Raw genomic sequence first — 26,944 nt, 5'->3', positions numbered from 1 at the left:
AGTGCATAGTTTTTACATAAAATAATATATTTTATTTTAAATTTAATATCAAGAAAGCTATCCAGAAACCGTATTGTATTAAATTTAAATAATTAATTTTAGAATTATTGGTATTTCCATCTCTTAAGTTAATATTTAAAAAGAAATTTTCAAAAATTATATAAAAATATTGAAATAATAATTTGCCTAAAAATACACCAAATGTATTTAAAATAATATCAGTTATATCAGTAGAACGTCCTAGAAATAATTGTAATAATTCTATAAATAATGAAACAGAAAAGGCAATTAATAAAATTTTATGGCTATTTTTATAAATATCTTTATAATATAGAGATAAGAAAAATCCAAAAGGTAAAAATATAATAATATTTCCAAATAGGTTTACTATTGAGTGTATATCACCTTTAAGAGAAAATATGTACTGAGTATATATTCCTTTGAAAGGAATTATATTTATATTGTTTAAGGATATATTACTAAAACTAAAGGAAGTATTATTACCTATTGTTATACCTAAAATAAATAATATACTTAACATAAAACAAATTGTTGATATTTTTTCTTTAAGGTTAAAACTTATATTTAATAAATTTCTTTTTTCTTTAATAATAAAAAGATTAATTAATATTAAGGGAATTGATGTGATAAAAAAAGGCAAAGCTGAATAAATTGCATTAGTAACTAAATTCAAAATTAGCACTCCTTTATTGATTTTTTTATATTTAAGTTACATACATAAGTTAAAGCTATAAAACAAAGTAATATTATAGGAATAAGTTCTATTTGAACATTTTTTATTACGAAATATAAAGGGGTATTTTGTAATAAAAATAATAGTATAAAACATAAAATTAAATATAATATAAGCACAGTTATTAAAGCTTTGAAAAATATTTTAGTTTTTAATATAAGACATTTTCTTTTATTTGAATCAAATTTTAAAAGAGATAAATATTTTTTTTCTAAACAATAAACTAATATAAATAAAATTATTGTTAATAAATAGGCAAATATTCGAAGTTTATTACTTGTTTCTATAGATATATTAATAGGTTTTTCTTTAAATGGGTTGTCTACTTTACCCCTATAACCCCAATCTATATTAATAACTTGAACTAAGTTTTTAATTTTATTTATTATATAATTATAGTCATCATTATTAGTATAGTGGATATAACCAGTATTTTTTAAAGAATAGAGTATATTAGAGAAATCTTTATTTTTTAATAGCAAAGTATCATTGATGTTAAGCACTGGTAAAATAATTTCATTATCTAATAAATATTCATATTCTAAAGAAAATTTACTATTTTCTTTCAAAAAACCAATTACTTTTAATTTTAACTTCATTGTTCCTAGGTAATAACACTCAAAAGAATCTCCTAGGTTATAAATGCCTAAATAGGAATTCCCTAAAACAACAGGAACTTCTTGAGTATCATTTAATAAATAATCATCTTTTGAAAAATACTCTCCATATAAAATATTATTAGATAAATGTAAATATTCACTTGCTTTTTCACCTATTTGTATAGAATTTAAAGGAGTTATACAGTTATTATCTATTTTTTGATTAATAAGTTCCTCACCTTGAGTAAATTTAATCTCTCCTTTATACTCACCTATATATTCTAATGGTTGAGTTAGTATTTCATAGTATTTAATATCTTTATCATTAGAAATTGTATTATATAAGTTCATCATTTTTTCTAATGAGCCACTTTTATTAAAAAATTCAAAGATTGATAAATTATTTTTATTTCCATCATAATTATCTTTTAATTGAATAAATCCATTATCAGAATCTAATGAATTTAATTCAGATTGTAAGGACACAGACTTATGAAGGGAATTGAATAATATTAAAAGTACAAATATTATTACTATAAGAAATAATTGATAGAATTTAATTTTTTTTACTGAAAAAAGCATTAGATAACCTCCCTTGGTAAAATTAATATATATTAATTTTATATGTTTTTGAAAAAAATTACAATAATATGTATATTATTGTATAATATTATAGTAAAAAATTACATATTAGGGGGGAATCATGAATAAGAATTTAAAAAAATTAACTTTGGGAGTATTAACAGCAACTTTCTTTTCTACTATAGGAATTACAGCAATGGCTATAGATAGAAGAGTAGAAGATTCGGGGCATAGAGTTATTAAAACATCTTCGGGTGTTTGTTATGCTTCAGGATTTGTAAAAGCAAAACAGTATCATTATACAAATGTAAGAGTATTTTCTGGTAGTCAAATGAGGGAATCAGGAAGAGTTTATGGAACTGGAACTGTTAGTGCACAAACACCATCAGTAGCTATTTATGATCCAGTAGGTTCAGCTGTATATTATGGTTTTTAAAATAATATACTAATTTTAAGGACAAGTAGCATAAGAAATAAGGATTAATTAAAATAATAAAAAATATCACTAGCAAATTTTATTTGCTAGTGATATTTTTTCTATTCACCGAATTTTTCTAAGAATTCATCATATGTCATAGTTCTATCAAATATAGATCCATCATCATTTATTCTTATAATTCTATTTGCAACTGTTTGAACAAATTGATGGTCATGAGAAGCAAATAATACATTACTGTTATAATCTTTTAATCCATTATTTACAGCTGTGATTGATTCAAGGTCTAAGTGGTTAGTAGGTCCATCTAAAATTAATACATTTGCACTAGAAAGCATCATTCTAGAAAGCATACATCTAACCTTTTCTCCTCCAGATAATACATTAGCTTCTTTTAAAGCTTCTTCTCCAGAGAATAACATTCTTCCTAAGAATCCTCTAATATAACTTTCAGATTTTTCTTCAGAGAATTGTCTTAACCAATCTACTAAGCTTAATGTACAATCATTAAAGAATTCAGAGTTATCTTTAGGGAAGTATGCTTTAGTTATAGTAATACCCCATTTGAATTCACCTGCATCTGGTTCCATTTCTCCATTGATTATCTTAAATAAAGTTGTAATTGCAATTTCATTTCCTACAAAAGCAATCTTTTCATCTTTATTTACTCTAAAACTTACATTGTCTAAAACTTTAACTCCATCAATAGTTTTAGATAGTCCTTCAACTACTAATATATCATTACCAACTTCTCTTTCAGGTTTAAATCCAACAAATGGATATCTTCTGCTTGACGGTTCTATATCGTCTAAAGTAATTTTTTCTAATAACTTTTTACGAGATGTTGCTTGTTTAGATTTAGAAGCATTAGCACTAAATCTTGCAATGAAGTCTTGTAATTCTTTAATTTTTTCTTCTTTTTTCTTATTTTGATCCTTAGCCATTTGAGTAGCTAATTGGCTTGATTCATACCAGAAATCATAGTTACCAACATAAAGTTTAATCTTACCGAAGTCAACGTCAGCCATGTGAGTACAAACTTCATTTAAGAAATGTCTATCATGTGATACAACTATAACTGTACCTTCAAAGTCACCTAAGAAAGATTGAAGCCATTTAATTGATTTAATATCTAAGTGGTTAGTAGGCTCGTCTAATATTAATATGCCAGGGTTACCAAATAAAGCTTGAGCAAGTAATACTTTAACTTTTTCAGCTCCTGTTAATTCAGACATTAATTTATAGTGTGCATCAGTTCCAATTCCTAAGCCTTGTAATAAAGATGATGCTTCAGACTCAGCTTCCCAACCATTTAATTCTGCAAATTCACCTTCTAATTCAGCCGCTTTAATTCCGTCTTCATCTGAAAAGTCAGGTTTAGCATATAAAGCATCCTTTTCTTTCATTATAGTATGTAATCTTTCATTACCCATTATAACTGTTTCTAAAACAGGAAATTCATCATATTTATAATGGTCTTGGCTTAAAACAGACATTCTTGTATTTGGAGCAATTATTACTTCACCAGTGTTTGGTTCAACTTCTCCAGATAATATTTTTAAGAATGTAGATTTTCCCGCTCCGTTAGCACCAATAACACCATAGCAGTTTCCAGGAGTAAACTTGATATTAACATCTTCAAATAATTTACGAGACCCAAATCTTAAACTTACATTTAAAACATTTATCACTCAACATACCTCATTTCATTTCTTGTTCTTTCGATATTATAACATAAAGTTTTTATATTTTCATGAAAATATACAATATTAAGATAGTGAATTAGTGAGAAATTTTCAAAAAAAATCATTGTAAAAATTTAATATGAAAAAAATGATTTAATATTAAAAAGTGTAATAAAAAGTAAAAATGACTGTATTTGAATTAATTTAAATACAGTCATTTTTAAAATAAAAAATTATACTAAATACTTACTTAAATCTTCAGTATTTTCTATATTAAAAATATCTAATGCAATTTTGATAATTTTATTATTATCTAAATTTTGAATTTTATTAAGATATTTATTAGATATTCTTCCTAATTTTTTATTTAATAATTTAATTAATAATAGATATTGCCCTTGTTCTATTCCAGCTTCAATACCTTCTTCATATAAATTAAGATTAATCATAATTAGGTTTCCTTTCAAATAAGTTTGATTATATTACATAAGTATATACACAAATGAAATGACTTAAACTACCAAGCAATATAAATATGTGAAATATTTCATGAAAGCCCCAATTACCAATAGTTAATTTTTTAGATTTACTAGCATAAATAACTCCACCAATTGTATAAAAAATTCCGCCAAGAACTAATAAAAACAAACTTATAGCAGGTAAAATAGAAGCTAATGGTTTAATCATAAATAAAGCTGCCCATCCTAGTCCAATATACATTGTGCTATCAACCCAACATGGGCAAGTAAACCAACAAAGTTTAAATATTATACCTAAAACAGCAAGTGTAATCATTATTATAAACATAGTAACACCAAATTTTCCACCAATAGTAAGTAAGCAAAATGGTGCATAAGATCCCGCAATTAAAACAAAAATCATAGAATGGTCTAATTTTTTAAAAATAGAAATTACTTTATCGCTAGAAATTATTCCGTGATAAGTTCCAGAAGTTATATATAAAAGAATTAAACTAATTCCAAAAATAGTAACAGATAATATGCCAACACTAGAAGCATTTGTTGATATAGCTTTAATTAACATTGCTATTAAAGCAATTAATGAAAATAAAGCTCCTGCAAGATGAGTAATAGAATTAATAGGTTCTCTTAATTTTTTATACATATAATATACACCTCTCATTCAATATGTAGTTTTTGAAACTACATGATATTATATTAATATTATTTATTATATGTGCAAAAGAGTCAAAGTTTATAATAGGGGATTTAAGGAAATTATCATTAATTAGATTAAATTTTCTTGCAAATATTAGAAAATGCTATTATTATTAAATATGATAATTACAAGATGTAGTTTTTAAAACTACTAGGAGGATTCTATGGAAATATTAGAAATATTAAATAATTTAAATTTAGAAAATAATATAAAGCTAGATGAAATACCAGAAATTGATTTATATATGGATCAAGTAATTCAATTATTTGAATCAAAATTAAGTGAACAAAAAAGAAATGAAGATGAAAAAATATTAACTAAAACAATGATTAATAATTATGCTAAAGGGAAATTATTATTACCAATAAAAAATAAAAAATATTCAAAAGAACATATAATATTAATGTCTTTAATTTATAATTTAAAAGGAGCTTTATCTATTAATGATATAAAAGCTTCTTTAGAAGAAATTATAGATAATCCAGAAGAAGAAAGACATTCATTAAGAGATTTATATACTTGTTTCTTAGAAAATTGCATTAATGATGAAAGTAATTTTAAAGAAGATGTTATTAACAAAATTAAAAAAATAGATGATAAGATTGAGAAAAATAAATTATTAAATGATGAATTTGAAAAAAGATTTTTATTGTTATGTTCTTTAGTAAACATGAGTAATATGTATAGAAGAATGAGCGAAAAATTAATTGATGAATTTTTTTCAAAACAGGAGTAAAATATGAAAAATTCAAATGATTTAAAAAGAGATTTAGACAAAATAAATGGCAAGGGATATAAGTCATATAAAGAATTAGAAGGTCAATACAAGTTTAATGATTATATATTAAGCATAGATCATGTTCAAGGTGATCCATTTGCATCACCATCAAGGGTAAGAATAATAATAGAAAGTGATATTAATAAATTTCCTAGGCAATTATTTAATGAGAAGTATAAAAAAATTGCTTTATGTGATTTTTTAACTAGATTATTCAGTAAAAATATACATAAATATAGTGAAAAAATATTTGGTTCAGGAAAAAGTGGAGTTTTAGAAATAAGTAGATGTTCTCAACAAATATTAGAAAGAACTTCAATAATAATAGATGATGATAAAATTGAAGCTAGATTTTATGTGGGATTTCCAGCAAGGGGAAGAAGTGTATTATCAGCAGAATTAGAAAAAATATTATTTAATGTTTTACCTAATATAGTGAAAAATACTTTAATATATACAAATATAAATACAAAATTCTTAATTGAAAGAATAAAGCTTGTTGAAGATCAAGAATTTATTAGAGGAGAAATTAAAAAGAAAGGATTAGTCGCTTTTGTAGCAAATTACTCTATTTTGCCACGTGAAAGTGGAGTTTCTCAAAGACCCTTAAGGAATGGAAAAAAATTTATCTCACCTAAAAACTTAGAGGTGGAATTTAATACACCTAACAGAGGAATTATAAAGGGAATGGGGATACGAGAAGGAATAACTCTTATAGTTGGTGGTGGATATCATGGAAAGTCTACACTTCTTAGAGCATTAGAGCTTGGTATATATAATCATATTGAAGGTGATGGTAGAGAATTTGTCATTACAGATGAAAGTGCTTTAAAGGTTAGAGCTGAAGATGGAAGAGCAATAACAAAAACTGATATTTCATTATTTATAAATAATCTCCCTAATGGAAAGGATACAATAAAATTTTATACGGAAAATGCAAGTGGAAGCACATCACAAGCGGCTAATATTATTGAAGGAATTGAAAGTAATACAAGAGTATTTTTAATTGACGAAGACACTTCAGCTACTAATTTCATGATTAGAGATACAATTATGCAAAAGCTTGTAGCAAAGGATAAGGAACCAATAACTCCATTTATTGATGTTGCAAGAAGCCTTTATAAACAAAAGGGGATATCTACAATATTAGTTGCAGGTAGTTCTGGAGATTTTTTTGATATTGCAGATTTAGTTATTCAAATGGATAATTACGAACCATATGAGGTTACAGAAAAAGCTAAGAATTTAAGCAAGGGGAATATAGAGCATAATAAAAATATAGATATTAATATAGATTTTAATAGAGTGCTACTTAAAGGAACAATAGAAAGTGGACCTAAAGGAGTTAAGATTAAAACTTTGGGGAAAGATGGAATTTCTATTAATAGAGAAAATATAGATTTAAGAGCTGTAGAACAAATTGTTGATAGTGAACAATTAAATACTATAGGTGCGATAATGAAATATGTTGAGAATAAATTAATGGGAAAAGATTTGACTTTAATTGAAATTGTAGATAAGGCTATTAGTGAGATAAATAAAAATCTTATTAATATTGATAATATAAAGGGTGGATACGGAAGTCTTGCCATTGTAAGAAAACAAGAATTGTTAAGTGCTTATAATAGATTTAGAAATTTAAAAATTAAATAATAATTAATTTTTAAAATGGAAAAAATATCTAGTATATTTTCCTTTAATATGGTAATATTAATATTATAAAGAAAAATTAATAATGGCTTGTTGGTCAAGAGGTAAAGACGTCACCCTCTCACGGTGAAATCAGGGGTTCGATCCCCCTACAGGTCACCATATCAAGGATTAAGGAGTTAAACATTAAGTTTGCTCCTATTTTTTATCTTATATAATAAAAATGACTGGAATTTGTCCAGTCATTTTTTTAATATATGAAATTTGCAATTATAACTATAACAGGTAAAGTTATTAAAGTTCTTTCTATAAATATTATTATTAATTCCTTTATATTTACTGGAATCTTTGAACCAAGCAAAACTCCACCAACTTCAGACATATATATAAGTTGAGTTACAGATACGGCAGCAACTATAAATTTTGTCATTTCACTAGTTATTGTTGTTGAAGCAACAACTGAAGGAAGAAGCATATCAGCAAATCCAACAACTAATGTTTGAGAAGCAGCAAGTGCTTCTGGAACTTGTAATAAGTGAAGTATTGGAACAAATGGTAAACCTAATATCTTAAATACTGGAGTATATGTTGCTATTATAAGAGCTATTGTTGCCATGCACATAACAACAGGAAGAACTCCAATCCACATATCTAAAACATTTTTACCACCATCAGCAAAAAATTCTTTTACACTAGAATTTTTTCTCGCTTTTATTATAGCTTGTTCATATCCCCATGATAAAGAGTTATATCCTTTAGGAATAGATTCATCTATTTTTTCAGTTTTACCATTATAATAAGTATCTTTCTTTTTTGTTAATGGATAAATTCTTGGAATTATTATGGCTGCAACTATTCCAGCAAAAGTAACAGTTAAATAAAATGGAATAAACATATTTCCAAGTCCAACTGTATTTATTACAACTAAACTAAAAGTAATTGAAACCGCAGAGAATGTTGTACTTATAGTAGCAGCTTCTCTTTCTGTATAAAATCCATCTTCATATTGCTTATTAGTTAACATTATTCCTAAAGTACCATCACCCAACCAAGAAGTAATACAGTCAATTGATGAACGACCAGGCAATTTAAATACAGGTCTCATTACTTTAGTTAATAAAGCACCAAAAAACTCTAATAACCCAAAGTTAAGTAGGAGTGGTAAGAATAATCCTGCAAATAAGAATATAGAAAATAACACAGTTAAAAGATCGTTTAATACAAATGAGCCAGTATCTGCACTTATTATCATTTCAGGACCTATTTGAAATGTTGCAAGAACTCCAAATATTCCACCAAGAACTCTAGCAGTTAACCACAATGGAGTAGTACTAAATATTGAGTTTAAAAACTTATTATTAGTAATAAACTTTGGTTTAAATAATGTAGTTATTAAACTAAGTGTTGCTGATATTGTTAAGATTCCAGCAATTATGTATATCAGATATTTACCAAGGAAATCTACAAACATTCCTGAGAAAATAGCAATTGGAATTGTTACATCACCTTCATGTTTTATTGGAATCATAAATAATAAGATACCAATTATAGAAGGAATTATAAATTTTAAGTTATCTTTTAAGGTAACTTTATTATTATCATTAAATGGTTTTAATTTTGAAATCTCCATTTTATCTCCTTTATATTTATACATAAGTATTTATAATTATTCATCTATGTTAATTTTAAATGCAAGAATGTTAAAAAGCAATAGTTTTTATGCATAAAAAATCTAAAAAAGCTTATAAAATTCAATTTTTATGCAGAAATAATGGAATTTATAAACTTTTTATTCAATTTTATTCTTAGAAATCATTTAAATAGGAATTTAGTTTGATATATTATGAAGGGAATTTTTATATTATAGATGAATAAAGATAATTATAATAATAGAAATAATAATTTAAGATTTAGGGGTTGAAAAAATGAATTATAGAAATCAGATAAGGGGATGCAAAAGGATTGTTGTTAAAGTTGGAACTTCCACTCTTATATATGATAATGGAAATATAAACTTAACAAGAATAGAAAAATTAACAAGAGTATTATCTGACTTAATGAATTCAGGAAGGGAAATTGTACTTGTCTCCTCTGGAGCAATTGGTGTTGGAGTTAATAAATTAAAATTAAAAGAAAAGCCAAAGAGCATAAAGGAAAAACAAGCAGTAGCAGCGGTAGGACAATGTGAACTTATGTATATATATAGTAAGCTTTTTGGAGAGTATAGTCATGTTGTTGGTCAAATTCTTTTAACAAGAGACGTTGTTGAAGATAATCATATAAGAGAAAATGTGGTTAATACATTTGAAACTTTAATAAAAAATGGAATAATACCAATAGTTAACGAAAATGATACTGTTTCTATAGATGAGATAGAAAACATAGTTAGATTTGGTGATAATGATAATTTATCTGCAATAGTTGCAGAATTAGTATCAGCAGATTTATTAATTATATTATCTGATATAGATGGATTTTATGATTCAGATCCAAGAAAGAACAAAAATTCAAAGCTTATAAAAACAGTAGAAGAAATTACGCCAACACTAGAAGGTTGTGCAGGTGGTGCAGGAAGTTCTCATGGAACTGGAGGGATGGCTACAAAATTAACAGCAGCAAAAAGAGCTATAAATTCAGGATGCAATATGATATTAGCTAATGGAGATAATCCATCAATATTATTAGATATTATTGGTGGAAAAGAAATTGGAACATTGTTTATAAAAAAATAAGTATAGAGAGGGGTCAATAAAATGAGTGAATTAATTGTTAAGGGAAAAAAATCTAAAGAGGTTTCTTTTATATTAGGAAATTTAAGTACAGGTGAAAAAAATAAGGGTTTAGAAAAAATGGCTGACTTTTTAGTTAATAATAAAGATAAAATTATTAAAGCTAATAAGATAGATTTACAAATAGCAATAGAAAAAGGTACATCTAAATCTATGCTTGATAGATTAACTTTAAATGAAGATAGAATAGAAGGCATGGCAAATGGATTAATACAAGTAGCTAATCTTCCAGATCCAGTTGGTGAGGTTTTAGGAATGTGGACTAGGCCAAATGGACTACAAATAGGACAAAAGAGAGTTCCTTTAGGGGTTATAGGAATAATATATGAGGCTAGACCAAATGTAACAAGTGATGCAGCAGGGCTTTGCTTTAAGGCTGGTAATGCAGTTATTTTAAGAGGGGGAAGTGAAGCTATTAATTCCAATAAGGCTATAGTTAAGATTTTAAGAGCAGGACTTAAATCTGTAAATTTACCAGAAGATTCAATTCAATTAATAGAAGATACAAGTAGAGAAGTTGCAACTGAAATGATGAAATTAAAAGATTATATAGATGTTTTAATTCCAAGGGGTGGTGCAGGACTTATTCAAGCAGTTGTTAAAAATGCAACTGTACCTGTAATTGAAACAGGAACAGGAAATTGTCATATATACGTTGATGAATATGCAGATTTAAAAATGGCTAAGGATATAGTTTTAAATGCTAAAACTTCAAGACCATCAGTTTGTAATGCAGCAGAAAAGTTATTAGTACATGAAAACATAGCTAAAGAGTTTATGCCTATAATTTTAAAAGCATTAAAAGAAAAGGATGTTGAGGTTAGAGGAGATGAATCTTCAATTTTGTATGATTCGTCAATAATAAAAGCAAAAGATGAAGAGTGGTATAATGAATACTTAGATTATATAATTGGAGTTAAGATAGTTAAAAGTATAGATGAAGCTATTAACATTATTAATCACTTTGGTTCAGGGCATTCTGAAGCTATAGTGACTAATGATTATGCAAATTCACAAAAGTTTATGCAAAAGGTAGATGCAGCAGCTGTTTATGTAAATGCTTCAACTAGATTTACAGATGGAGAAGAGTTTGGGTTTGGAGCAGAAATAGGAATAAGTACTCAAAAGCTTCATGCAAGAGGTCCAATGGGACTTAAAGAACTTACTACTATTAAATATATAATTTATGGAAATGGTCAAATAAGATAAGTGAAAGCCAAAATTTTAACTGATACCATAAATCTATGATTTATTTAGTGGAAGTTATCTAATTGGTAATTTGGTTGCTTTAATTTACAATTATAAATGAAGTAAATAGAATGTTTAAATTAAAAAATTATACTACAAGTGGGAGAAAATATTATGTACTTTGAAATAAAGATGTTTAATGAATTAACAATTGATGAAATGTATGAAATTGCAAAATCGAGATTTGAAGTTTTTGTTTGTGAACAAGAAATAACAGACGAACAAGATTTTGATGATAAAGACAAGGTATCTTATCATGTGATGTTAAAAGATGAAGGAAGGATTATTGCTTATAGTAGAATTGTTCCTAAGAAAGTTGCATATGAAAATATTTCAATAGGAAGAGTTTTAGTTCTTAAAGGATATAGAAGAAAAGGTATAGCACAAAAAATGATGAAATCAGCACTTGAATTTATAAAAAATAACTTAAATGAAAATGTAGTTGTTCTATCTGCTCAAGAATATGCAAAAGAAATGTATTTAAGTGTAGGATTTAAGGTGGTATCAGATATATATGATGAGGTTAATATACCACACGTTAAAATGAAAATAGAATTATAAAAATAATGTACAAATACAAAGGTCAATACATACCATATATTAATAGAAATAGTCGAGAAGTAATAGTATATGGCATATGTATTGATTTTTTGTTTAATGGTACTGTTAATTATTTTAGAGATTTTTGTTGTAATGGATAGACATGGACAGAAATATATTTTAGAAATGAAAGACCTTCCAGAGAATTGTGATACGGTAATTGTACTTGGTGCTGGGATAAGACCAGATGGGACTCCTTGTGATATATTAGCTGATAGATTAGATACTGGAGCGAAAGTATATGTTAGAAGAATAAGTAAAACAATTTTATTAACTGGAGATAAGAGTGGAGAAAGCCATGATGAACCTAAGGTTATGAAAAATTGGATTATGAATAATTATACAAGCGTAAATATTAGAGAAGAAGACTTACTTATTGATAATTATGGATTTTGTACATTTGATAGTATGTATAGAGCAAAAAATATATTTAATATAAAAACTGCAATAATATCAACTAATAGTTATCATTTACCTAGGGCTATATATATTGCAAGAAGGTTAGGTATTGAGGCATATGGTATTGCCTCTGATATGAGAGAATATGATAGAATGAAAAAGTATAAAAGAAGAGAATTATTAGCGCAAATTAAAGATTTCTTTTTATGCCTTATAAAGTTACATTAAAATGTAACTTTATAAGGTTATTTTAATGTCTTATATTTTTTAAATTTTATTTAATTTAGGGTTTTCTTAAAATAAAATATATAATTTTATTTTAAAAATATTTTATAATTAAATATAAAAAGAGAGGTAGGGAGCAATTTGAAAAATTTAAGATATACATTAATAACTGGTGCATCTATGGGAATAGGTTATGAATTAGCGAAATTATTTGCAAAAGATAAACGTAATTTAATTTTAATTTCAAGAAACATACTTAAGTTACAAGATGTAAAAAATGAATTATCAAAGTTCAATATAGATATAAAAATATTAGCATTAGATTTAAAAAATAGTGAAGATATTCAAGACTTATTTAATTATATAGAAGCAAATAAGTTAAACATAAATATTTTAATAAATAACGCTGGTATAGGAACGTTTGGAGACTTTAATAATATTGAATGGAAAAGTGAAGAAGCACTAATAGATATTAATATAAAAGCATTAACTAAATTAACAAAATATTTTTTACCTAAAGTAGTAAAGGAAAAAGAAGGTGGAATTTTAAATGTTGCTTCTACTGCAGCATTCTGTTCAGGCCCTAGAATGGCTACATATTATGCCTCAAAAGCTTATGTTCTTAATTTGACAGAGGCTATTTATGAAGAATATAAAGCAGCAGGAATAAAAATATCATGTCTTTGTCCCGGTCCAGTTAAAACAAGTTTTCAAGATAAAGCTGGAATTAAAAAAAGTAAATCAGCTAAGAAATATTTAATGGATGCAGAAGAAGTAGCTAAAATTTGTTATAAAGATTTTTATAAGGGAAAAGTTATAATAATTCCGGGATTTAAAAATAAATTGTTAGTTATGGGAAATAAATTAATACCTAGAAGTATTTCAAGAAAGATAGTATTAAAAAATAATTTAAGGTAATGAAAAAACAAGTTATATTTTTTAAATGTAGTTATTAAAAGGAATATTAATACATAAAGTGGGTAATATAACTATTTTAGTATTGACATTAATTAGCATGCAATATAGAATAATATACAAAGATAGTAAATTATTATATAGATAAGTTAATTAGTTAAAAAGTACACTTTAAATTGGTCCAGAGAGGCCAGAAAGGAGTATGTAGGTATGTTATACGTAAATAGCAATAGTTACATCGATTTATCAAAGAAATTTTCTAAAGTTAAATTAAAATATTATAAGGATAGTATGGAGAGATTACATAGTTAAATGTCTCCTTGCTATCCTTTTCTGTTAAATTTATTAAGAATTTAATAAATTTTATAGAGTATATTTAATTTAAGAGCTTTTAGAAAGTGTATTTTTAGCTGTTATATACATAAATTTTGGGAGGGCTAGGAATGAAAGCAAGGCTTATATTAGAAAATGGTATGACTTTTGAAGGTAAGGCATTTGGATATTTAAAAGATAGCGTAGGAGAAGTTGTATTTACAACTGGAATGACTGGTTATCAAGAGGTATTAACAGACCCATCATACTATGGACAAATTGTAACTATGACATATCCTTTAATAGGAAATTACGGAATAAATTTAGAAGATAATGAATCTGAAGAACCAAAAGTAAGAGGGTTTATAGTAAGGGAAAAATGTAGTTTCCCAAATAACTTTAGATGCGAAATTGGACTTGAAGATTATTTAAAACAAAATAAAATAATTGGATTAGAAGGAATAGACACAAGAGCTTTAACAAAGGTTTTAAGAAATAACGGAACTATGAAAGGAATTATTTCTTTAGAGAGTCAGAGCTTAGAAGAGGTAGAAGAAAAGCTAGAAGCTTTTTCAAATAAGGATGCAGTTAGCATAGTTTCAACTAAAGAAACTTATACAATTGAAGGAACAGGTAAGCATGTTGCAATAATAGATTTTGGAATAAAGACTAATATAATTAGAAATTTCCAAAGGAGAAATTGTAGGATAACAGTATTTCCAATGACAGCTAGTGCAGAAGAAGTATTGTCAGTTAATCCTGATTTAGTATTTTTATCAAATGGCCCTGGAGATCCAGAAGATTTAGGCAATGTAATAGAAAACATTAAAAGAATAGTTGGAGTTAAACCGATAGTTGGTATTTGTTTAGGTCATCAATTATTGGCATTAACTTTAGGTGGAAAAACTACTAAGCTAAAATTTGGACACCGAGGATGTAATCACCCAGTAAAAGATTTAGAAAAAAATAAAGTTCATATAACTTCTCAAAATCATGGATATGTAGTTCAAGAGTTACCAGAAGGAACTGTAGCAACACACTTAAATATAAATGATGGAACAATAGAAGGTATGAAACATATTACTTTACCTATATATTCAGTTCAATTCCACCCAGAGGCCGCAGCAGGTCCAAAGGATAGTGAATATATATTTGACAGATTTATGGAATACGCACTATAGGAGGGTTTAAAAAATGCCATTAAATAAAGATATTAAAAAAGTTTTAGTTATAGGATCAGGACCAATAGTTATTGGTCAAGCTGCAGAGTTTGATTATTCAGGAACTCAAGCATGTCAAGCATTGAAGGAAGAAGGAATAGAAGTTGTATTAGTTAATTCTAATCCTGCTACTATTATGACTGATAGAGAAGTTGCTGATAAAATTTATATAGAACCATTAACATTAGAATTTGTTGAAAAGGTAATAAAAAAGGAAAGACCTGATAGTTTACTTGCAGGTATGGGTGGGCAAACTGGTCTTAATTTAGCTGTAGATTTACATGATGCAGGAATATTAGAAAAGTATGGTGTTAAAGTTATAGGAACGTCGATAACTTCTATCAAGGAAGGTGAAGATAGAGAGTTATTTAGAGATATGATGCACAGAATCAATGAGCCAGTTATTACGTCTGAAATAGTAACAGATATGGAAACAGGAATGGCTTTTGCAAATAAAATTGGTTATCCAGTTATAGTAAGACCTGCTTATACATTAGGAGGAACAGGTGGAGGAATAGCTGAAAATGAAGAGGAGTTAAGAACTATTCTTGCATCTGGATTACAATTAAGCACTATAGGACAAGTTTTATTAGAAAAGTCAGTTAAGGGTTGGAAAGAAATAGAGTATGAAGTAATGAGAGACTCGTACGGAAATTGTATAACAGTATGTAATATGGAAAACATTGACCCAGTAGGAATTCATACTGGAGATAGTATAGTTGTAGCACCGTCTCAAACTTTATCAGATAAAGAATATCAAATGCTTAGAAGTGCATCAATAAATATTATTAATGCAGTAGGAATTGAAGGTGGATGTAATGTACAATTTGCTTTAAATCCAAACTCTTTTGAATATGCAGTTATAGAAATTAATCCTAGAGTTTCAAGGTCATCAGCTTTAGCATCAAAAGCTACAGGATATCCAATAGCAAAACTTGCAGCAAAAATAGCTTTAGGATATGGATTAGATGAAATTAAAAATGCAGTAACTCAAAAAACTTATGCATGTTTTGAACCAACATTAGATTATGTAGTAGTTAAAATTCCAAAATGGCCTTTTGATAAGTTCTTTACAGCAGATAGAGCTTTAGGTACAAAAATGATGGCAACTGGAGAAATAATGGCTATAGGTGCTAATTTAGAATCTGCTTTACTAAAGGGAATTAGAAGTTTAGAAATAGGAAAATATTCTTTAGACCATGCAAAGTTTAAAGAAATGAGTATAAAGGAATTAAAAGAAGCTGTAATGAAGCCAGATGATGAAAGATTATTTGCTCTTACAGAAATGATAAGAAGAGATTATAGAATAGAAAGTATAGCTAAAATCACTGGAATAGATATTTTCTTCTTAGAAAAATTTAAATGGATAGTACACGAAGAAACTAGATTAAAATTAAGTAAAATAGATGATTTAGATAAAGAGTGGTTGTTAAATCTTAAGAAAAAGGGCTTCTCAGATAAAGCAATAGCAGATATGTTAAAGGTTAATCCAGATGATATTTATAGATTAAGAAGTATTTGGAATATAAGACCAGCTTATAAAATGGTTGATACTTGTGGAGGCGAATTTGAAGCTTTATCTCCATATTATTATTCAACTTATGAGCAATATGATGAAGTTGAAGTATCAGATAAGAAAAAGGTAATAGTAATAGGTTCAGGACCTATAAGAATAGGACAAGGTATAGAGTTTGATTATGCTTCAGTTCATTGTGTAATGGCATTAAAAAAGATGGGAATTGAAACTATAATAGTTAATAACAATCCTGAAACTGTAAGTACTGATTTTAATATATCAGATAAGCTTTACTTTGAACCATTAACAGAAGAAGATGTATTAAACATAATTGAAAAAGAGAAACCATATGGGGTTATTCTTCAATTTGGTGGTCAAACAGCAATCAAACTTGCAAACTTCTTAAAGGAAAAGGGAATTAAAACTTTAGGAACTACAGCAGATCAAATTGATATGGCTGAAGATAGAGAGAGATTTGAAGAATTGCTTGAAAAATTTGATATAGCAAGACCAAAGGGAAAGGGAGTTTGGTCTTTAGAAGAGGGGATAGAAGAAGCAAGAAGACTAAAGTTCCCAGTACTTGTTAGACCTTCTTATGTTTTAGGTGGTCAAGGTATGGAAATAACTCATGATGAAGAAGAGTTAACATACTATTTAAAAAATGCCTTTATGAAAGACAAAAAGAATCCAATTCTTATAGATAAATATTTAATGGGTAGAGAAATAGAAGTAGATGCTATATCCGATGGAGAAAATATTTTAATACCTGGTATAATGGAGCATTTAGAAAGAGCAGGGGTTCACTCTGGAGATTCTGTAACAATGTATCCAAGTCAAAATATTAGTAATGAAATAAAAGCAAAAGTTTTAGATTATACTAAAAAATTAGCTTTAGCTATAGGTATTAAAGGTATGATAAATATTCAGTTTATAGAATTTGAAGGTAATCTTTATGTAATAGAAGTTAACCCAAGGGCTTCAAGAACAGTTCCTTATATTAGTAAGGTAAGTGGAGTTCCTATAGTAGATTTAGCTACAAAGGTTATGCTTGGAGAAAAATTAATTGATTTAGGATATGGAATAGATGTTTATCCAGAACCAGAACTAGTATCAGTTAAAGTTCCAGTATTTTCAACTCAAAAATTACCTAAGGTTGAAGTATCTTTAGGTCCTGAAATGAAATCTACAGGAGAAGTTTTAGGAGTAGGAAGAAATGTTAAGGAAGCTTTATATAAAGGATTTGTTGGTGGTGGAATGTATCCTTCAATGGAAAAAGGAAAAATATTAGCTACAATAAATAAGCATGATAAGGCAGAGTTTTTACCAATAGCAAAAGATTTAGCTAAGGCAGGTTATAAATTTATAGCAACAGAAGGTACTTGCAAACTACTAAGAGAAGCAGGGGTTGATGTTGAAGAAGTAAGAAGATTAAATGAAGAAACATCTAATATATTAGATGTTATTAAGAATAAAGAAGTTGATTTAGTTGTTAATACTCCAACTAAGGGAAATGATTCTAAGAGAGATGGATTCTTAATTAGAAGAGCTGCTATAGAAAGAAATATAGGAGTTATTACGGCTTTAGACACTTTAAGAGCGATTGCTGATGTTAAGGTAACTAAAGTTGATAAGAAAGATTTAGAAGTTTTTGATATAAGTGAAATTTAATTAATAAAAAAGAGGATGTTTTTTGCACCCTCTTTTTTATTTTAATATGTAATAATTGATAATTTTTTGTTGAAAGAAAAATAGACCATAATCTATATATTATAGTAAATCAAAGTAGATTTACATTTAATTAAGGTATAAAATAAAATTAATTAATATATAAATTGGAGTGAGATGACTTGGAAAAAAAGGATTTACCAATAGGTTTTTTAGATTCAGGCGTTGGGGGCTTAAGTGTAATGAGGGAAGCAATAAAGATAATGCCTAATGAAAATTATATATATTTTGGAGATTCAAAAAATGCTCCATATGGTGTAAAGGAAAGAAATGAAATTAGAGATTTAACATTTAATGTAGTTGAATTTTTGATGGAAAAGGGAATAAAGGGACTAGTTGTTGCATGTAATACCGCAACAAGTGCAGCAGTAAGTGAATTAAGAAGAGTATATCCTGATATGCCTCTTGTTGGAATAGAACCAGCCATAAAGCCAGCAGTAGAACTAAATAAAAATGGTAAAATATTAATAATGGCAACACCAATGACTATAAAGCAAGAAAAGTTTAATTTATTACTTAATAAATATAAAGAAAAGGCTGAGATAGTTCCAATACCATGTGCAGGTCTTATGGAGTTTATTGAAAATGGAGTTTTAAGTGGAAAAGAATTAGAAGATTACTTAGAAGAAAAATTATCTTTATATAATAAAGAAGAAATAAGTTCTATAGTCCTTGGTTGTACTCATTATCCTTTTGTTAAGGATGCTATATCAAAAATTATGGGAAATGATGTTGCAATAATAGATGGTGGAGAAGGAACAGCAAGGGAAATTAAAAGAAGATTAAAAGAAAAAGATTTATTAAGTGATAGAGAAGAAACAGGAAACATAACTATATATAATTCATTACATGATCAAAAGGTTATTGATTTAAGTTTAAAATTAATTCAGCAACTATAAGCAAAAAAAGCGCCAATGGGCGTTTTTTTATTTATATCTAAAATAGGAAAATTTTAAAAAAATATTGTTAAATAGTTGACAATATTTAAGCAAAAGTATATAGTATTATTATAGAAAGAATTTTCAGAAAATTCAAAAAGGAGCGTGGGGACAATATGAGTATAAATATAAAAATAAAAGAATTTTTAGGAGAAAGTTATTCAATAGAGGATGCTATTTTATTAAGAGAAATAGTAAAAAACAATTTAGATACAGGTGTAACTTTAGATTTTGACGGTTTAGAAAGAATTCCATCAACCTTTTTAATATGTTTATTTACAGATTTAATGAATAAATTTGGACGAGACTATATTTTTAAACAAATTGATGTTAAAAATTTGTCAAACTATAGTGACTATTCAAGAGTAGTTTTAGGAACTGCATTTCAACAATAAATGAAAGTTTTTATTGATTTATAATATATTTCAATAAATATTTATTTATATTCTATGATTTATTAGCTTCGTTTTTCGAGGCTTTTTTCTTTGTCTTTTATTAAATTAGTTTAAAAAAATAAAAAATTTACTCAAAAGATTGAATTACTATATAAAAATATGATAATAATAAATTATACCAAAAAATGAAAGTGAGGTAATTTTATGAAGAATCCTATAGTAACTATAGAAATGGAAAACGGAGATGTAATGAAAGCGGAGTTATATCCAGAAATAGCTCCAAATACTGTTAAGAATTTTGTTGATTTAATAAATAGAGGATTTTATGATGGTTTAATATTCCACAGAGTTATCCCAGGATTTATGATCCAAGGTGGATGTCCAGAAGGAATGGGAATTGGAGGTCCTGGATATAGTATAAAAGGTGAATTTTCAAGAAATGGATTTGCCAATAATTTAAAACATACAAAAGGTGTTTTATCTATGGCTAGAGCAATGCATCCAGATTCAGCAGGCAGCCAATTTTTTATAATGGTTGAAGATGCACCACATTTAGATGGTCAATATGCTTCATTTGGTAAATTAATAGAAGGATTAGATGTTGCTACAAAGATAGTTAATACTAAGAGAGATTATAGTGATAAGCCATATGAAGATCAAGTAATGAAAAAAGTAACTGTAGAAACTTTTGGTGAAAAGTTTGATGAACCTGAAATAATAGAAGACTAATATTTCAAGTAATGTTTAAGCTTTTAAGGGCTGTATTAAAATAAATGTGATTTCACAATTATTTTTAATACAGCCTTAAATTAAATTTATATGTGTATACTGGAGTGAGCAATAATGCTTGATAATAATAAGTGTATTTTAGTATATGGATTATCTAGTTTGGAGATTTTAAGGTTAAGAAATTTAGGATATAAGTTAATAGAAATAACTCCGGAAATGTGTGAAATGATATTAATAGATATTATAATTGGTTTGAAATTTGAGATATTTAACAATTGTCCGGTTGAAGAAAAGATAATACTATATAATAATTTATCACAAGAAGAAGTTAAAAAAGCAATGGTAGATACAAGAAAAAACATTAAAGATGGAATATTAGCTGTAGTAACACAACAATTTATTAATTGGAAAATAAGTTATCTTATTAAGTATTTAATAAATGAGAAAGAATGGAATTTAAAATTTGGAAAGGAAAAGAGCAATGAGTAGAGTTGGTGAAAAAATAAAGGAAGCAAGAGTAAAGTCTGGAATGACACAAAAAGCACTTGCAAAAAAATTAGGAGTTGCAGAAAAATTTATAAATGAAGTTGAAACAGGAAGAAGAATTGTACAAGAATCATTTATAGATAAAGCTGCTAAAATTTTAAAAACAGATTTAAATGATGTAAGTATGGTTGTAACAGATGAAGCGTTAATGGAAGAAAGAAAAAGTTATGCTACAATTAATAAAAAACCAGCAAATATAGAAACAGAGGAAGTTTGGGATAATGCATTTTCATCTGTTTTAAAGAATGTTCCAATTTATGATTATAGTTTAAAAAATGTTAAAGGGAAAATTGAATTACCTATACATTCAAATAAGGTAGAAGGTTTTCCACAAGACAAGGTTATGTATTTAGAAATTCAAGATAATGAAATGTCTGGATTTAGAATGATGCAAGGGGATTTAGCTTTTGCACATTTAGTAAAAGAAGTAAGTAATAATGGTATATTTTTAGTTGATTACAAGGGAAGTAGGAAAGTAAGACAAATAAAGAGTCTAGGAAATTCAAAGTTACTTCTTGTAAGTAACGGGGGAGCTCTTATGACTGAAACTGTAGAATCTAAAGAGATATCAGTAATTGCAAAATTGGAAAGAATAGAAATTAGATTATAGAAAAGTGCTATTAAGCACTTTTTTTTATACCATTAACTCAAAATTAATGTAAAAGCATATAATATAAAAAGTGATTTTATCAGGAGTTGATAATATAGAAACTAATAGCTCAAATCAAAATTATTTAGGATTATTAAAAAACTTACCATCTCAAGTTTTGGGAAAATTAAATGTGTCAAACAGTTTTTTAGCAAAAAATATGCAATCAGAAATAGAAGTTATTATAATTTCTGGGGATAGTGTGGATAAAGTAACTCAAATTGTGGATAACTTAGGAGGAAAGTATGAAGATTTAGGGTATAATTTTGGAATTGTTACAATTCCTGTGGATAAGTTAGTTGATTTAGCATTGAATCCTGCTATTCAATATATAGAACTACCAAAGAGTTTGTATACTACAGATCAATCAGCAAATAGGGCGTCTTGTATTCCACAAACTGTTAGTTCATACAATTTAGATGGAAGTGGAATATTAGTTGGATTTATAGATACAGGAATAGATTATACTCATCCTTCATTTATAAATGAAGATGGAACAACTAGAATAAAATATATTTATGATTTAGATCAAGGTGGAAAAATATTTGATAGTAATGCTATAAATGAAGCATTAAAATCACCAGATCCGTTTTCTATAGTTAATTCTATAGATTTAGCTGGTCATGGAACACATGTAGCTGGAATTGCTTGTGGTGGTGGAAAAATAGATAAGAGGTTTTATGGAGTAGCACCAAATAGCTCAATAGCTATGGTTAAAGTTGCGAGAACTAGATTTGCACTTAGTACTCAAATAATGAAAGGTTTAAAATTTTTAAGAGATAAATCAAAAGAATTAGAATTACCTTTAGTTATAAATATGAGTTTAAGTACTAATGATGGGGCTCATAATGGAAGCAGTTTACTTGAACAATATATAAATATAGCAACAATATTAGAAAAAGAAACTATAGTAATAGCGGCAGGTAATGAAGCAGAGGCATCACATCATATTTCAGGAGAATTAAAAAATGTAAATGAAATTTATTTTAATGTAGGGGATGCAGAAGCTATTATAGCATTAAACATATATAAATCAATTTTACCTAAGATTAGCATAGAGCTTGAATGTCCATGTGGTGTAAGTAGTGGAGAAATGTTTTTAGCAGAAGGCTTTAGAGAAGGAAGGCTTGGAAGAACTGTTTTTGAAATATATGATACGGGATCTAAGCCTTTTGATATTAGTGGAGAAGTTGGAATTATACTTAGGGGAGTTAATGAATTTGTATCACCGGGACAATGGAAGTTAATTATTAAAAAAGTGGATGAGTATAAGGGAGCTTTTAATATATGGTTACCAATATCTGAAGGGCTGAATATAACAACAAAGTTTTTAGATCCAACTATAGATAATACGTTAGGAATTCCTGCAACTGTAAACAATGTTATTTCTGTTGGAAGTTATAACCATTTGACAAATAATATTTCACCATTTAGTGGAAGAGGAAAGCCTTATGTTGGTCAATATATAAAGCCAGATATAGTAGCTCCAGGAGAAAATATTTATTCTTCAATTCCTGATAAGTCTTTTGATAGAAAAACAGGAACATCTATGGCAACACCAAATGTTTCAGGTATATGTGCATTAATGATGCAATGGGGAATAGTTAAAAAAAATGACCCTTATTTGTATGGTCAAAGATTAAAGTATTATTTAATTAGTGGAGCTAAAAAGGAAAAAAGAGGAGTTATTTATCCAGATCCGGCTTGGGGATATGGAGAAGTATGTGCATATAATAGCATTGGATTAACTTTAGAACAATTAGGGTCTAGGTTTGATAAATTAATTAGACAAGATGAACCAAACTCTAATACAAATAAAGACGAATCTATAAAATCAGGTCAAGGAAACGTAGTTAAGCAAATTAACTCTAATAATAGTAAAAGTGATCAAGATGAAGCTTCAATGGTATTATTAATAGAAGTTCCTAATAAAGAAAGACTTAACGAAATTTTAAAAATACAAGGTGTGGAAGGAACAATGATATCTGAAACTTTTGCAATTATAATAGCTCCAAGCGATAAAATTAGTGAAATAGATAAGTTGGCTAATAGCATAGTTGATTTTGATTTGCCACCAATATTTACATTAAGTGATATATCTCCAGTTGAAGATAGTGGTGCATCTACGTTTAATAATAATCCATATTTAAGGTTAAATGGTAGAGGTGTGCTTGTAGGAATAATTGATACAGGAATAGATTATTTAAGTGAGGAATTTCAAAGAGAAGATGGGACATCTAGAGTGCTTAGAATATGGGATCAAACATTAGATTCAACAGAAAATATATATGGTATTAAGTATGGTAAAGAATTTACAGAAGAACAAATAACTGAAGCTATATCAACAAAAGAAAAAGGACAAGATCCCTATTCAATAGTTCCATCTAAAGATGAAATTGGTCATGGAACAATGGTTTCTGGTATTGTTGGAGGTAGGGGTATAAATCCAGAATTAAAAGGAGCAGCACCAGATTGTGAATTTGTAGTGGTAAAGCTTAAAAGAGCAAGTGAGGTTGAACTAAATCAATCATATATAGATTCTAGAAAAGTTGCATATACTGCTTGGAATATACTTTTAGGACTTAGATATGCAGTATCGGTAGGGAATGAATTTAATAGGCCAATAGTTATATATATACCACTTGGAACTAATATGGCTGCACATTCTGGTGATGGTATTTTGGAGAGACCTATAGAAAATTATTCAAGGCAAGTTGGAACATTAATAGTAACTAATACAGGAAATCAAGGAAATACTGAAACACATGTTGAAGGAGCAATTAAAAATGCTGGTGATATTAATGATATAGAACTTAGAGTAGGAAAAAATCAGAAAGTATTACCAATTCAAATATATATTAATAAGCCTAATATTGTAAGTCTATCAATAGTATCACCATCTGGGGAGGTAATAGGTAATTTAACATCAAAGTTGTCTAGAAATCAAAAAATAAGATTTACTTATGAAGAAACGGAAATGATTATAAATTTTAGTAGTCCTGATTATATAACTGGTGATTCTGTAATTATTATAAAAGCTAGTAATTTAAGAGAAGGAGTATGGAAATTAAGATTAAAAGGTTTATATATAGTTGATGGAAGTTATTATGCTTGGATACCTCAGAGAGAATTATTAGAACCAGATACTAAGTTATTAAATTCTACTTCAAATACAACATTAACAGTTCCTAGTTCATCTACTGGTGCTATTAGTGTTTCATATTATAATCAAAATAATAATGCCATTGTAAGTGAATCGGGTAGAGGATATACAAGGGATAATAGAATAAAGCCTGATATAACAGCTGGTGGTGTAAGTGCAACAGTTCTTAAACCTGGTGGAGGAACAGGAGTAGCAACTGGTGGTTCAGTAGCTGGAGCTGTAGTAGCTGGAGGATGTGCTTTGATTTTACAATGGGCAATAGTTAATAAAAATCAACCAGCAATATATACACCACAAGTAAGATCATATATTATTGCAGGAAGCAGGACAAGAAGTGGAGATATTTATCCAAATATAGAATGGGGATATGGAATTTTTGATTTGCAGGGAGTATTTGATATTATAAAAGAAGTCTATGGTCAAAAAGACACATCTAGAGAAATGAATAGTTATGATGAATATAGTGTGGGAAATTTATTTGTAAGAAAACCTAAAGAAATATAGTTTAGTAACTAAAGATATATAATAAGCATATTAATATTAATGGATTAATATATATTGAGGAGTAATTATGGCTGAAAAGGGCAGATTAAAAATACAATGTTTTGTAGGTGATACTTATATACCAGTAGATGGAAGTAAGGCAGTTTTAATACCATCAGCAAATGAAACAGGAGATAGTAAAGAAGTAAATTTAGTTACTAACTCATCAGGTGAATCTCAAACAATAGAGTTAGATGCACCACCATTACAATATTCACAAGAGCCATCACAACCAACACCTTATAGTTTATATGATTTAAGAATAGAAAGAGAAGGGTTTCAAAGTCTTGTTATAAATGGAATTCAAATTTTCCCAGGGCAAACAGCTATACAACAATGTCAATTAATAGAAAATAAAAATAGAGGATTGCAAAGAGCGGACGTAATAAATATATCTCCTAATACTTTAAATGGTAATTATCCAGCCAAAATTCCGGAAGAAGTAGATAAACCATTGCCACCACCAACTAGTGGAGTTGTTCTTCCAAAGCCTGTTGTTCCTGAATTTATAACAGTTCATACAGGAACACCAAGTAATACATCAGCACCAAATTATAAAGTTTTATATAAAGATTACATTAAAAATGTAGCATCTTGTGAAATATATTCAACTTGGCCAGAAAGTACAATAAGGGCAAATATTTATGCAATAATATCATTTACCTTAAATAGAATTTATACAGAATGGTATAGAGGAAAGGGAAAAAATTATGATATTACAAATTCAACAGCATATGATCATGCTTTTACTTATGGAAGAAATATATATGACAGTATAAGCGTAGTCGTTGATGATATTTTTTCAAGATATATAAGAAGGGAAGGAAGGAAGCAACCTTTATTAACTCAATACTGTGATGGTAAAAATGTTAAATGTCCTGGATGGATGACGCAATGGGGAAGTAAATATCTTGGAGATGAAGGAAAAACTCCATATGAAATATTAACAAGTTTCTATGGAAATGATATTGAATTAGTTACAGCAGAAGTTGTAAAGGGAAGTCCTAGTTCTTATCCTGGATATGATTTAACTATAGGTTCTAGTGGAACTGAAGTTGAAACAATTCAAGAACAATTAAATAGAATATCTAAAAACTATCCTTTAATACCTAAATCAGCAGTTGATGGAATTTATGGTTCAAAGACAGCAGAAGCAGTTAAGGTATTTCAAGGAGTATTTAATTTACCACAAACAGGAGTTGTAGATTATGCAACTTGGTATAAAATATCAGATGTATATGTTGGAGTAACTAGAATTGCAGAATTAAGGTCATCTGTTAAACAAAGGACGTTTATTCCACCATTATCTTTTGATATATTAAATTCAAAAGAAGTACCAAAAATGAATTACTTTGATGATTAATTAAAT

Annotated in this window: 23 protein-coding genes and 1 tRNA gene; 18 read left to right on the top strand and 6 right to left on the bottom strand. The window is 27.5% G+C overall.

The genetic code is table 11. From position 1 onward, the window contains the following. Nucleotides 1–31: 31 nt before the first annotated feature. Nucleotides 32–694 (bottom strand): VanZ family protein, encoded by a 663-nt coding sequence (locus QZ321_RS08365; RefSeq protein ID WP_291750025.1) that lies wholly within the window; start codon nucleotides 692–694, stop codon nucleotides 32–34. A 2-nt stretch (nucleotides 695–696) separates the two neighbouring features. Then, nucleotides 697–1,935, bottom strand: a complete 1,239-nt coding sequence (locus QZ321_RS08360; protein WP_291750023.1) for a hypothetical protein — start codon at nucleotides 1,933–1,935, stop codon at nucleotides 697–699. A gap of 121 nt (nucleotides 1,936–2,056) precedes the next feature. Here QZ321_RS08360 and QZ321_RS08355 point away from each other — a divergent pair, with 121 nt between their 5' ends. Beyond that, the gene (locus tag QZ321_RS08355; RefSeq protein WP_291750020.1) at nucleotides 2,057–2,371 is read left to right on the top strand and encodes a hypothetical protein; all 315 of its coding nucleotides are present in this window, start codon (nucleotides 2,057–2,059) and stop codon (nucleotides 2,369–2,371) included. 101 nt (nucleotides 2,372–2,472) lie between these two features. Here the strand turns inward: QZ321_RS08355 and QZ321_RS08350 are convergent, their stop codons facing one another. The 3 genes from QZ321_RS08350 to QZ321_RS08340 form a co-directional block, all read right to left on the bottom strand. Further along, nucleotides 2,473–4,062, bottom strand: a complete 1,590-nt coding sequence (locus QZ321_RS08350; protein WP_291740207.1) for an ATP-binding cassette domain-containing protein — start codon at nucleotides 4,060–4,062, stop codon at nucleotides 2,473–2,475. A gap of 227 nt (nucleotides 4,063–4,289) precedes the next feature. Further along, nucleotides 4,290–4,505, bottom strand: coding sequence for a DUF4351 domain-containing protein (locus tag QZ321_RS08345; protein ID WP_291740206.1), 216 nt, complete (start codon nucleotides 4,503–4,505; stop codon nucleotides 4,290–4,292). Nucleotides 4,506–4,533: 28 nt separating this feature from the next. Beyond that, on the bottom strand, nucleotides 4,534–5,181 hold the full coding sequence (locus tag QZ321_RS08340; RefSeq protein WP_291740205.1) for a hemolysin III family protein: 648 nt from the start codon (nucleotides 5,179–5,181) through the stop codon (nucleotides 4,534–4,536). 217 nt (nucleotides 5,182–5,398) lie between these two features. Between QZ321_RS08340 and QZ321_RS08335 the strand changes: the two genes are divergently transcribed. The 3 genes from QZ321_RS08335 (at nucleotide 5,399) to QZ321_RS08325 (ending at nucleotide 7,825) form a co-directional block, all read left to right on the top strand. After that, nucleotides 5,399–5,971 (top strand): DUF1836 domain-containing protein, encoded by a 573-nt coding sequence (locus tag QZ321_RS08335; protein ID WP_291750363.1) that lies wholly within the window; start codon nucleotides 5,399–5,401, stop codon nucleotides 5,969–5,971. Between the two features lie 3 nt (nucleotides 5,972–5,974). After that, nucleotides 5,975–7,666, top strand: a complete 1,692-nt coding sequence (locus QZ321_RS08330; RefSeq protein ID WP_291750362.1) for an ABC-ATPase domain-containing protein — start codon at nucleotides 5,975–5,977, stop codon at nucleotides 7,664–7,666. 84 nt (nucleotides 7,667–7,750) lie between these two features. After that, nucleotides 7,751–7,825 (top strand) — tRNA-Glu (locus QZ321_RS08325). Between the two features lie 88 nt (nucleotides 7,826–7,913). On the opposite strand, the gene QZ321_RS08320 is transcribed toward QZ321_RS08325, so the two are convergent. Next, nucleotides 7,914–9,293 (bottom strand): YjiH family protein, encoded by a 1,380-nt coding sequence (locus QZ321_RS08320; RefSeq protein ID WP_291750360.1) that lies wholly within the window; start codon nucleotides 9,291–9,293, stop codon nucleotides 7,914–7,916. A gap of 295 nt (nucleotides 9,294–9,588) precedes the next feature. Between QZ321_RS08320 and proB the strand changes: the two genes are divergently transcribed. The 14 genes from proB (at nucleotide 9,589) to QZ321_RS08250 (ending at nucleotide 26,938) form a co-directional block, all read left to right on the top strand. Continuing rightward, nucleotides 9,589–10,395, top strand: coding sequence for a glutamate 5-kinase (proB, locus tag QZ321_RS08315; protein ID WP_291750359.1), 807 nt, complete (start codon nucleotides 9,589–9,591; stop codon nucleotides 10,393–10,395). Nucleotides 10,396–10,416: 21 nt separating this feature from the next. Next, nucleotides 10,417–11,661: a glutamate-5-semialdehyde dehydrogenase gene (locus tag QZ321_RS08310; RefSeq protein ID WP_291750356.1), complete on the top strand. Its 1,245-nt coding sequence runs from the start codon at nucleotides 10,417–10,419 to the stop codon at nucleotides 11,659–11,661. A gap of 153 nt (nucleotides 11,662–11,814) precedes the next feature. Continuing rightward, nucleotides 11,815–12,261 carry a GNAT family N-acetyltransferase gene (locus QZ321_RS08305; RefSeq protein ID WP_294196588.1) on the top strand — a complete coding sequence of 149 codons (447 nt, stop codon included), beginning with the start codon at nucleotides 11,815–11,817 and terminating at the stop codon, nucleotides 12,259–12,261. Nucleotides 12,262–12,330: 69 nt separating this feature from the next. Next, complete coding sequence (locus tag QZ321_RS08300; RefSeq protein WP_291748229.1) at nucleotides 12,331–12,927, top strand: ElyC/SanA/YdcF family protein; 597 nt, start codon at nucleotides 12,331–12,333, stop codon at nucleotides 12,925–12,927. Nucleotides 12,928–13,065: 138 nt separating this feature from the next. Beyond that, nucleotides 13,066–13,842 carry an SDR family oxidoreductase gene (locus QZ321_RS08295; RefSeq protein WP_291748232.1) on the top strand — a complete coding sequence of 259 codons (777 nt, stop codon included), beginning with the start codon at nucleotides 13,066–13,068 and terminating at the stop codon, nucleotides 13,840–13,842. Nucleotides 13,843–14,282: 440 nt separating this feature from the next. Then, nucleotides 14,283–15,332 (top strand): carbamoyl phosphate synthase small subunit, encoded by a 1,050-nt coding sequence (locus QZ321_RS08290; protein WP_291748235.1) that lies wholly within the window; start codon nucleotides 14,283–14,285, stop codon nucleotides 15,330–15,332. A gap of 13 nt (nucleotides 15,333–15,345) precedes the next feature. After that, nucleotides 15,346–18,555: a carbamoyl-phosphate synthase large subunit gene (carB, locus tag QZ321_RS08285; protein ID WP_291748238.1), complete on the top strand. Its 3,210-nt coding sequence runs from the start codon at nucleotides 15,346–15,348 to the stop codon at nucleotides 18,553–18,555. A 179-nt stretch (nucleotides 18,556–18,734) separates the two neighbouring features. Further along, nucleotides 18,735–19,511, top strand: a complete 777-nt coding sequence (gene murI, locus QZ321_RS08280; RefSeq protein WP_291748240.1) for a glutamate racemase — start codon at nucleotides 18,735–18,737, stop codon at nucleotides 19,509–19,511. A gap of 155 nt (nucleotides 19,512–19,666) precedes the next feature. Next, nucleotides 19,667–19,945 (top strand): STAS-like domain-containing protein, encoded by a 279-nt coding sequence (locus QZ321_RS08275; protein WP_291748242.1) that lies wholly within the window; start codon nucleotides 19,667–19,669, stop codon nucleotides 19,943–19,945. A 204-nt stretch (nucleotides 19,946–20,149) separates the two neighbouring features. Next, complete coding sequence (locus tag QZ321_RS08270; protein ID WP_291748246.1) at nucleotides 20,150–20,674, top strand: peptidylprolyl isomerase; 525 nt, start codon at nucleotides 20,150–20,152, stop codon at nucleotides 20,672–20,674. Nucleotides 20,675–20,788: 114 nt separating this feature from the next. After that, nucleotides 20,789–21,163 (top strand): DUF3783 domain-containing protein, encoded by a 375-nt coding sequence (locus QZ321_RS08265; RefSeq protein ID WP_291748249.1) that lies wholly within the window; start codon nucleotides 20,789–20,791, stop codon nucleotides 21,161–21,163. Next, nucleotides 21,156–21,830 (top strand): helix-turn-helix transcriptional regulator, encoded by a 675-nt coding sequence (locus tag QZ321_RS08260; RefSeq protein WP_291748254.1) that lies wholly within the window; start codon nucleotides 21,156–21,158, stop codon nucleotides 21,828–21,830. The genes QZ321_RS08265 and QZ321_RS08260 overlap by 8 nt, the downstream gene beginning before the upstream one ends. Nucleotides 21,831–21,900: 70 nt before the next feature. Beyond that, nucleotides 21,901–25,536 carry a S8 family peptidase gene (locus tag QZ321_RS08255; RefSeq protein WP_291748257.1) on the top strand — a complete coding sequence of 1,212 codons (3,636 nt, stop codon included), beginning with the start codon at nucleotides 21,901–21,903 and terminating at the stop codon, nucleotides 25,534–25,536. 67 nt (nucleotides 25,537–25,603) lie between these two features. Continuing rightward, complete coding sequence (locus QZ321_RS08250; RefSeq protein ID WP_291748259.1) at nucleotides 25,604–26,938, top strand: peptidoglycan-binding domain-containing protein; 1,335 nt, start codon at nucleotides 25,604–25,606, stop codon at nucleotides 26,936–26,938. The last annotated feature ends 6 nt before the right edge of the window (nucleotides 26,939–26,944 follow it).

Origin of the sequence: uncultured Clostridium sp., assembly GCF_910588715.1 — a bacterium.
GTDB lineage: Bacteria > Bacillota > Clostridia > Clostridiales > Clostridiaceae > Clostridium.
Note: the sequence above shows the minus strand (reverse complement) of the source record. Positions and strands in the feature narration are given on the sequence as shown.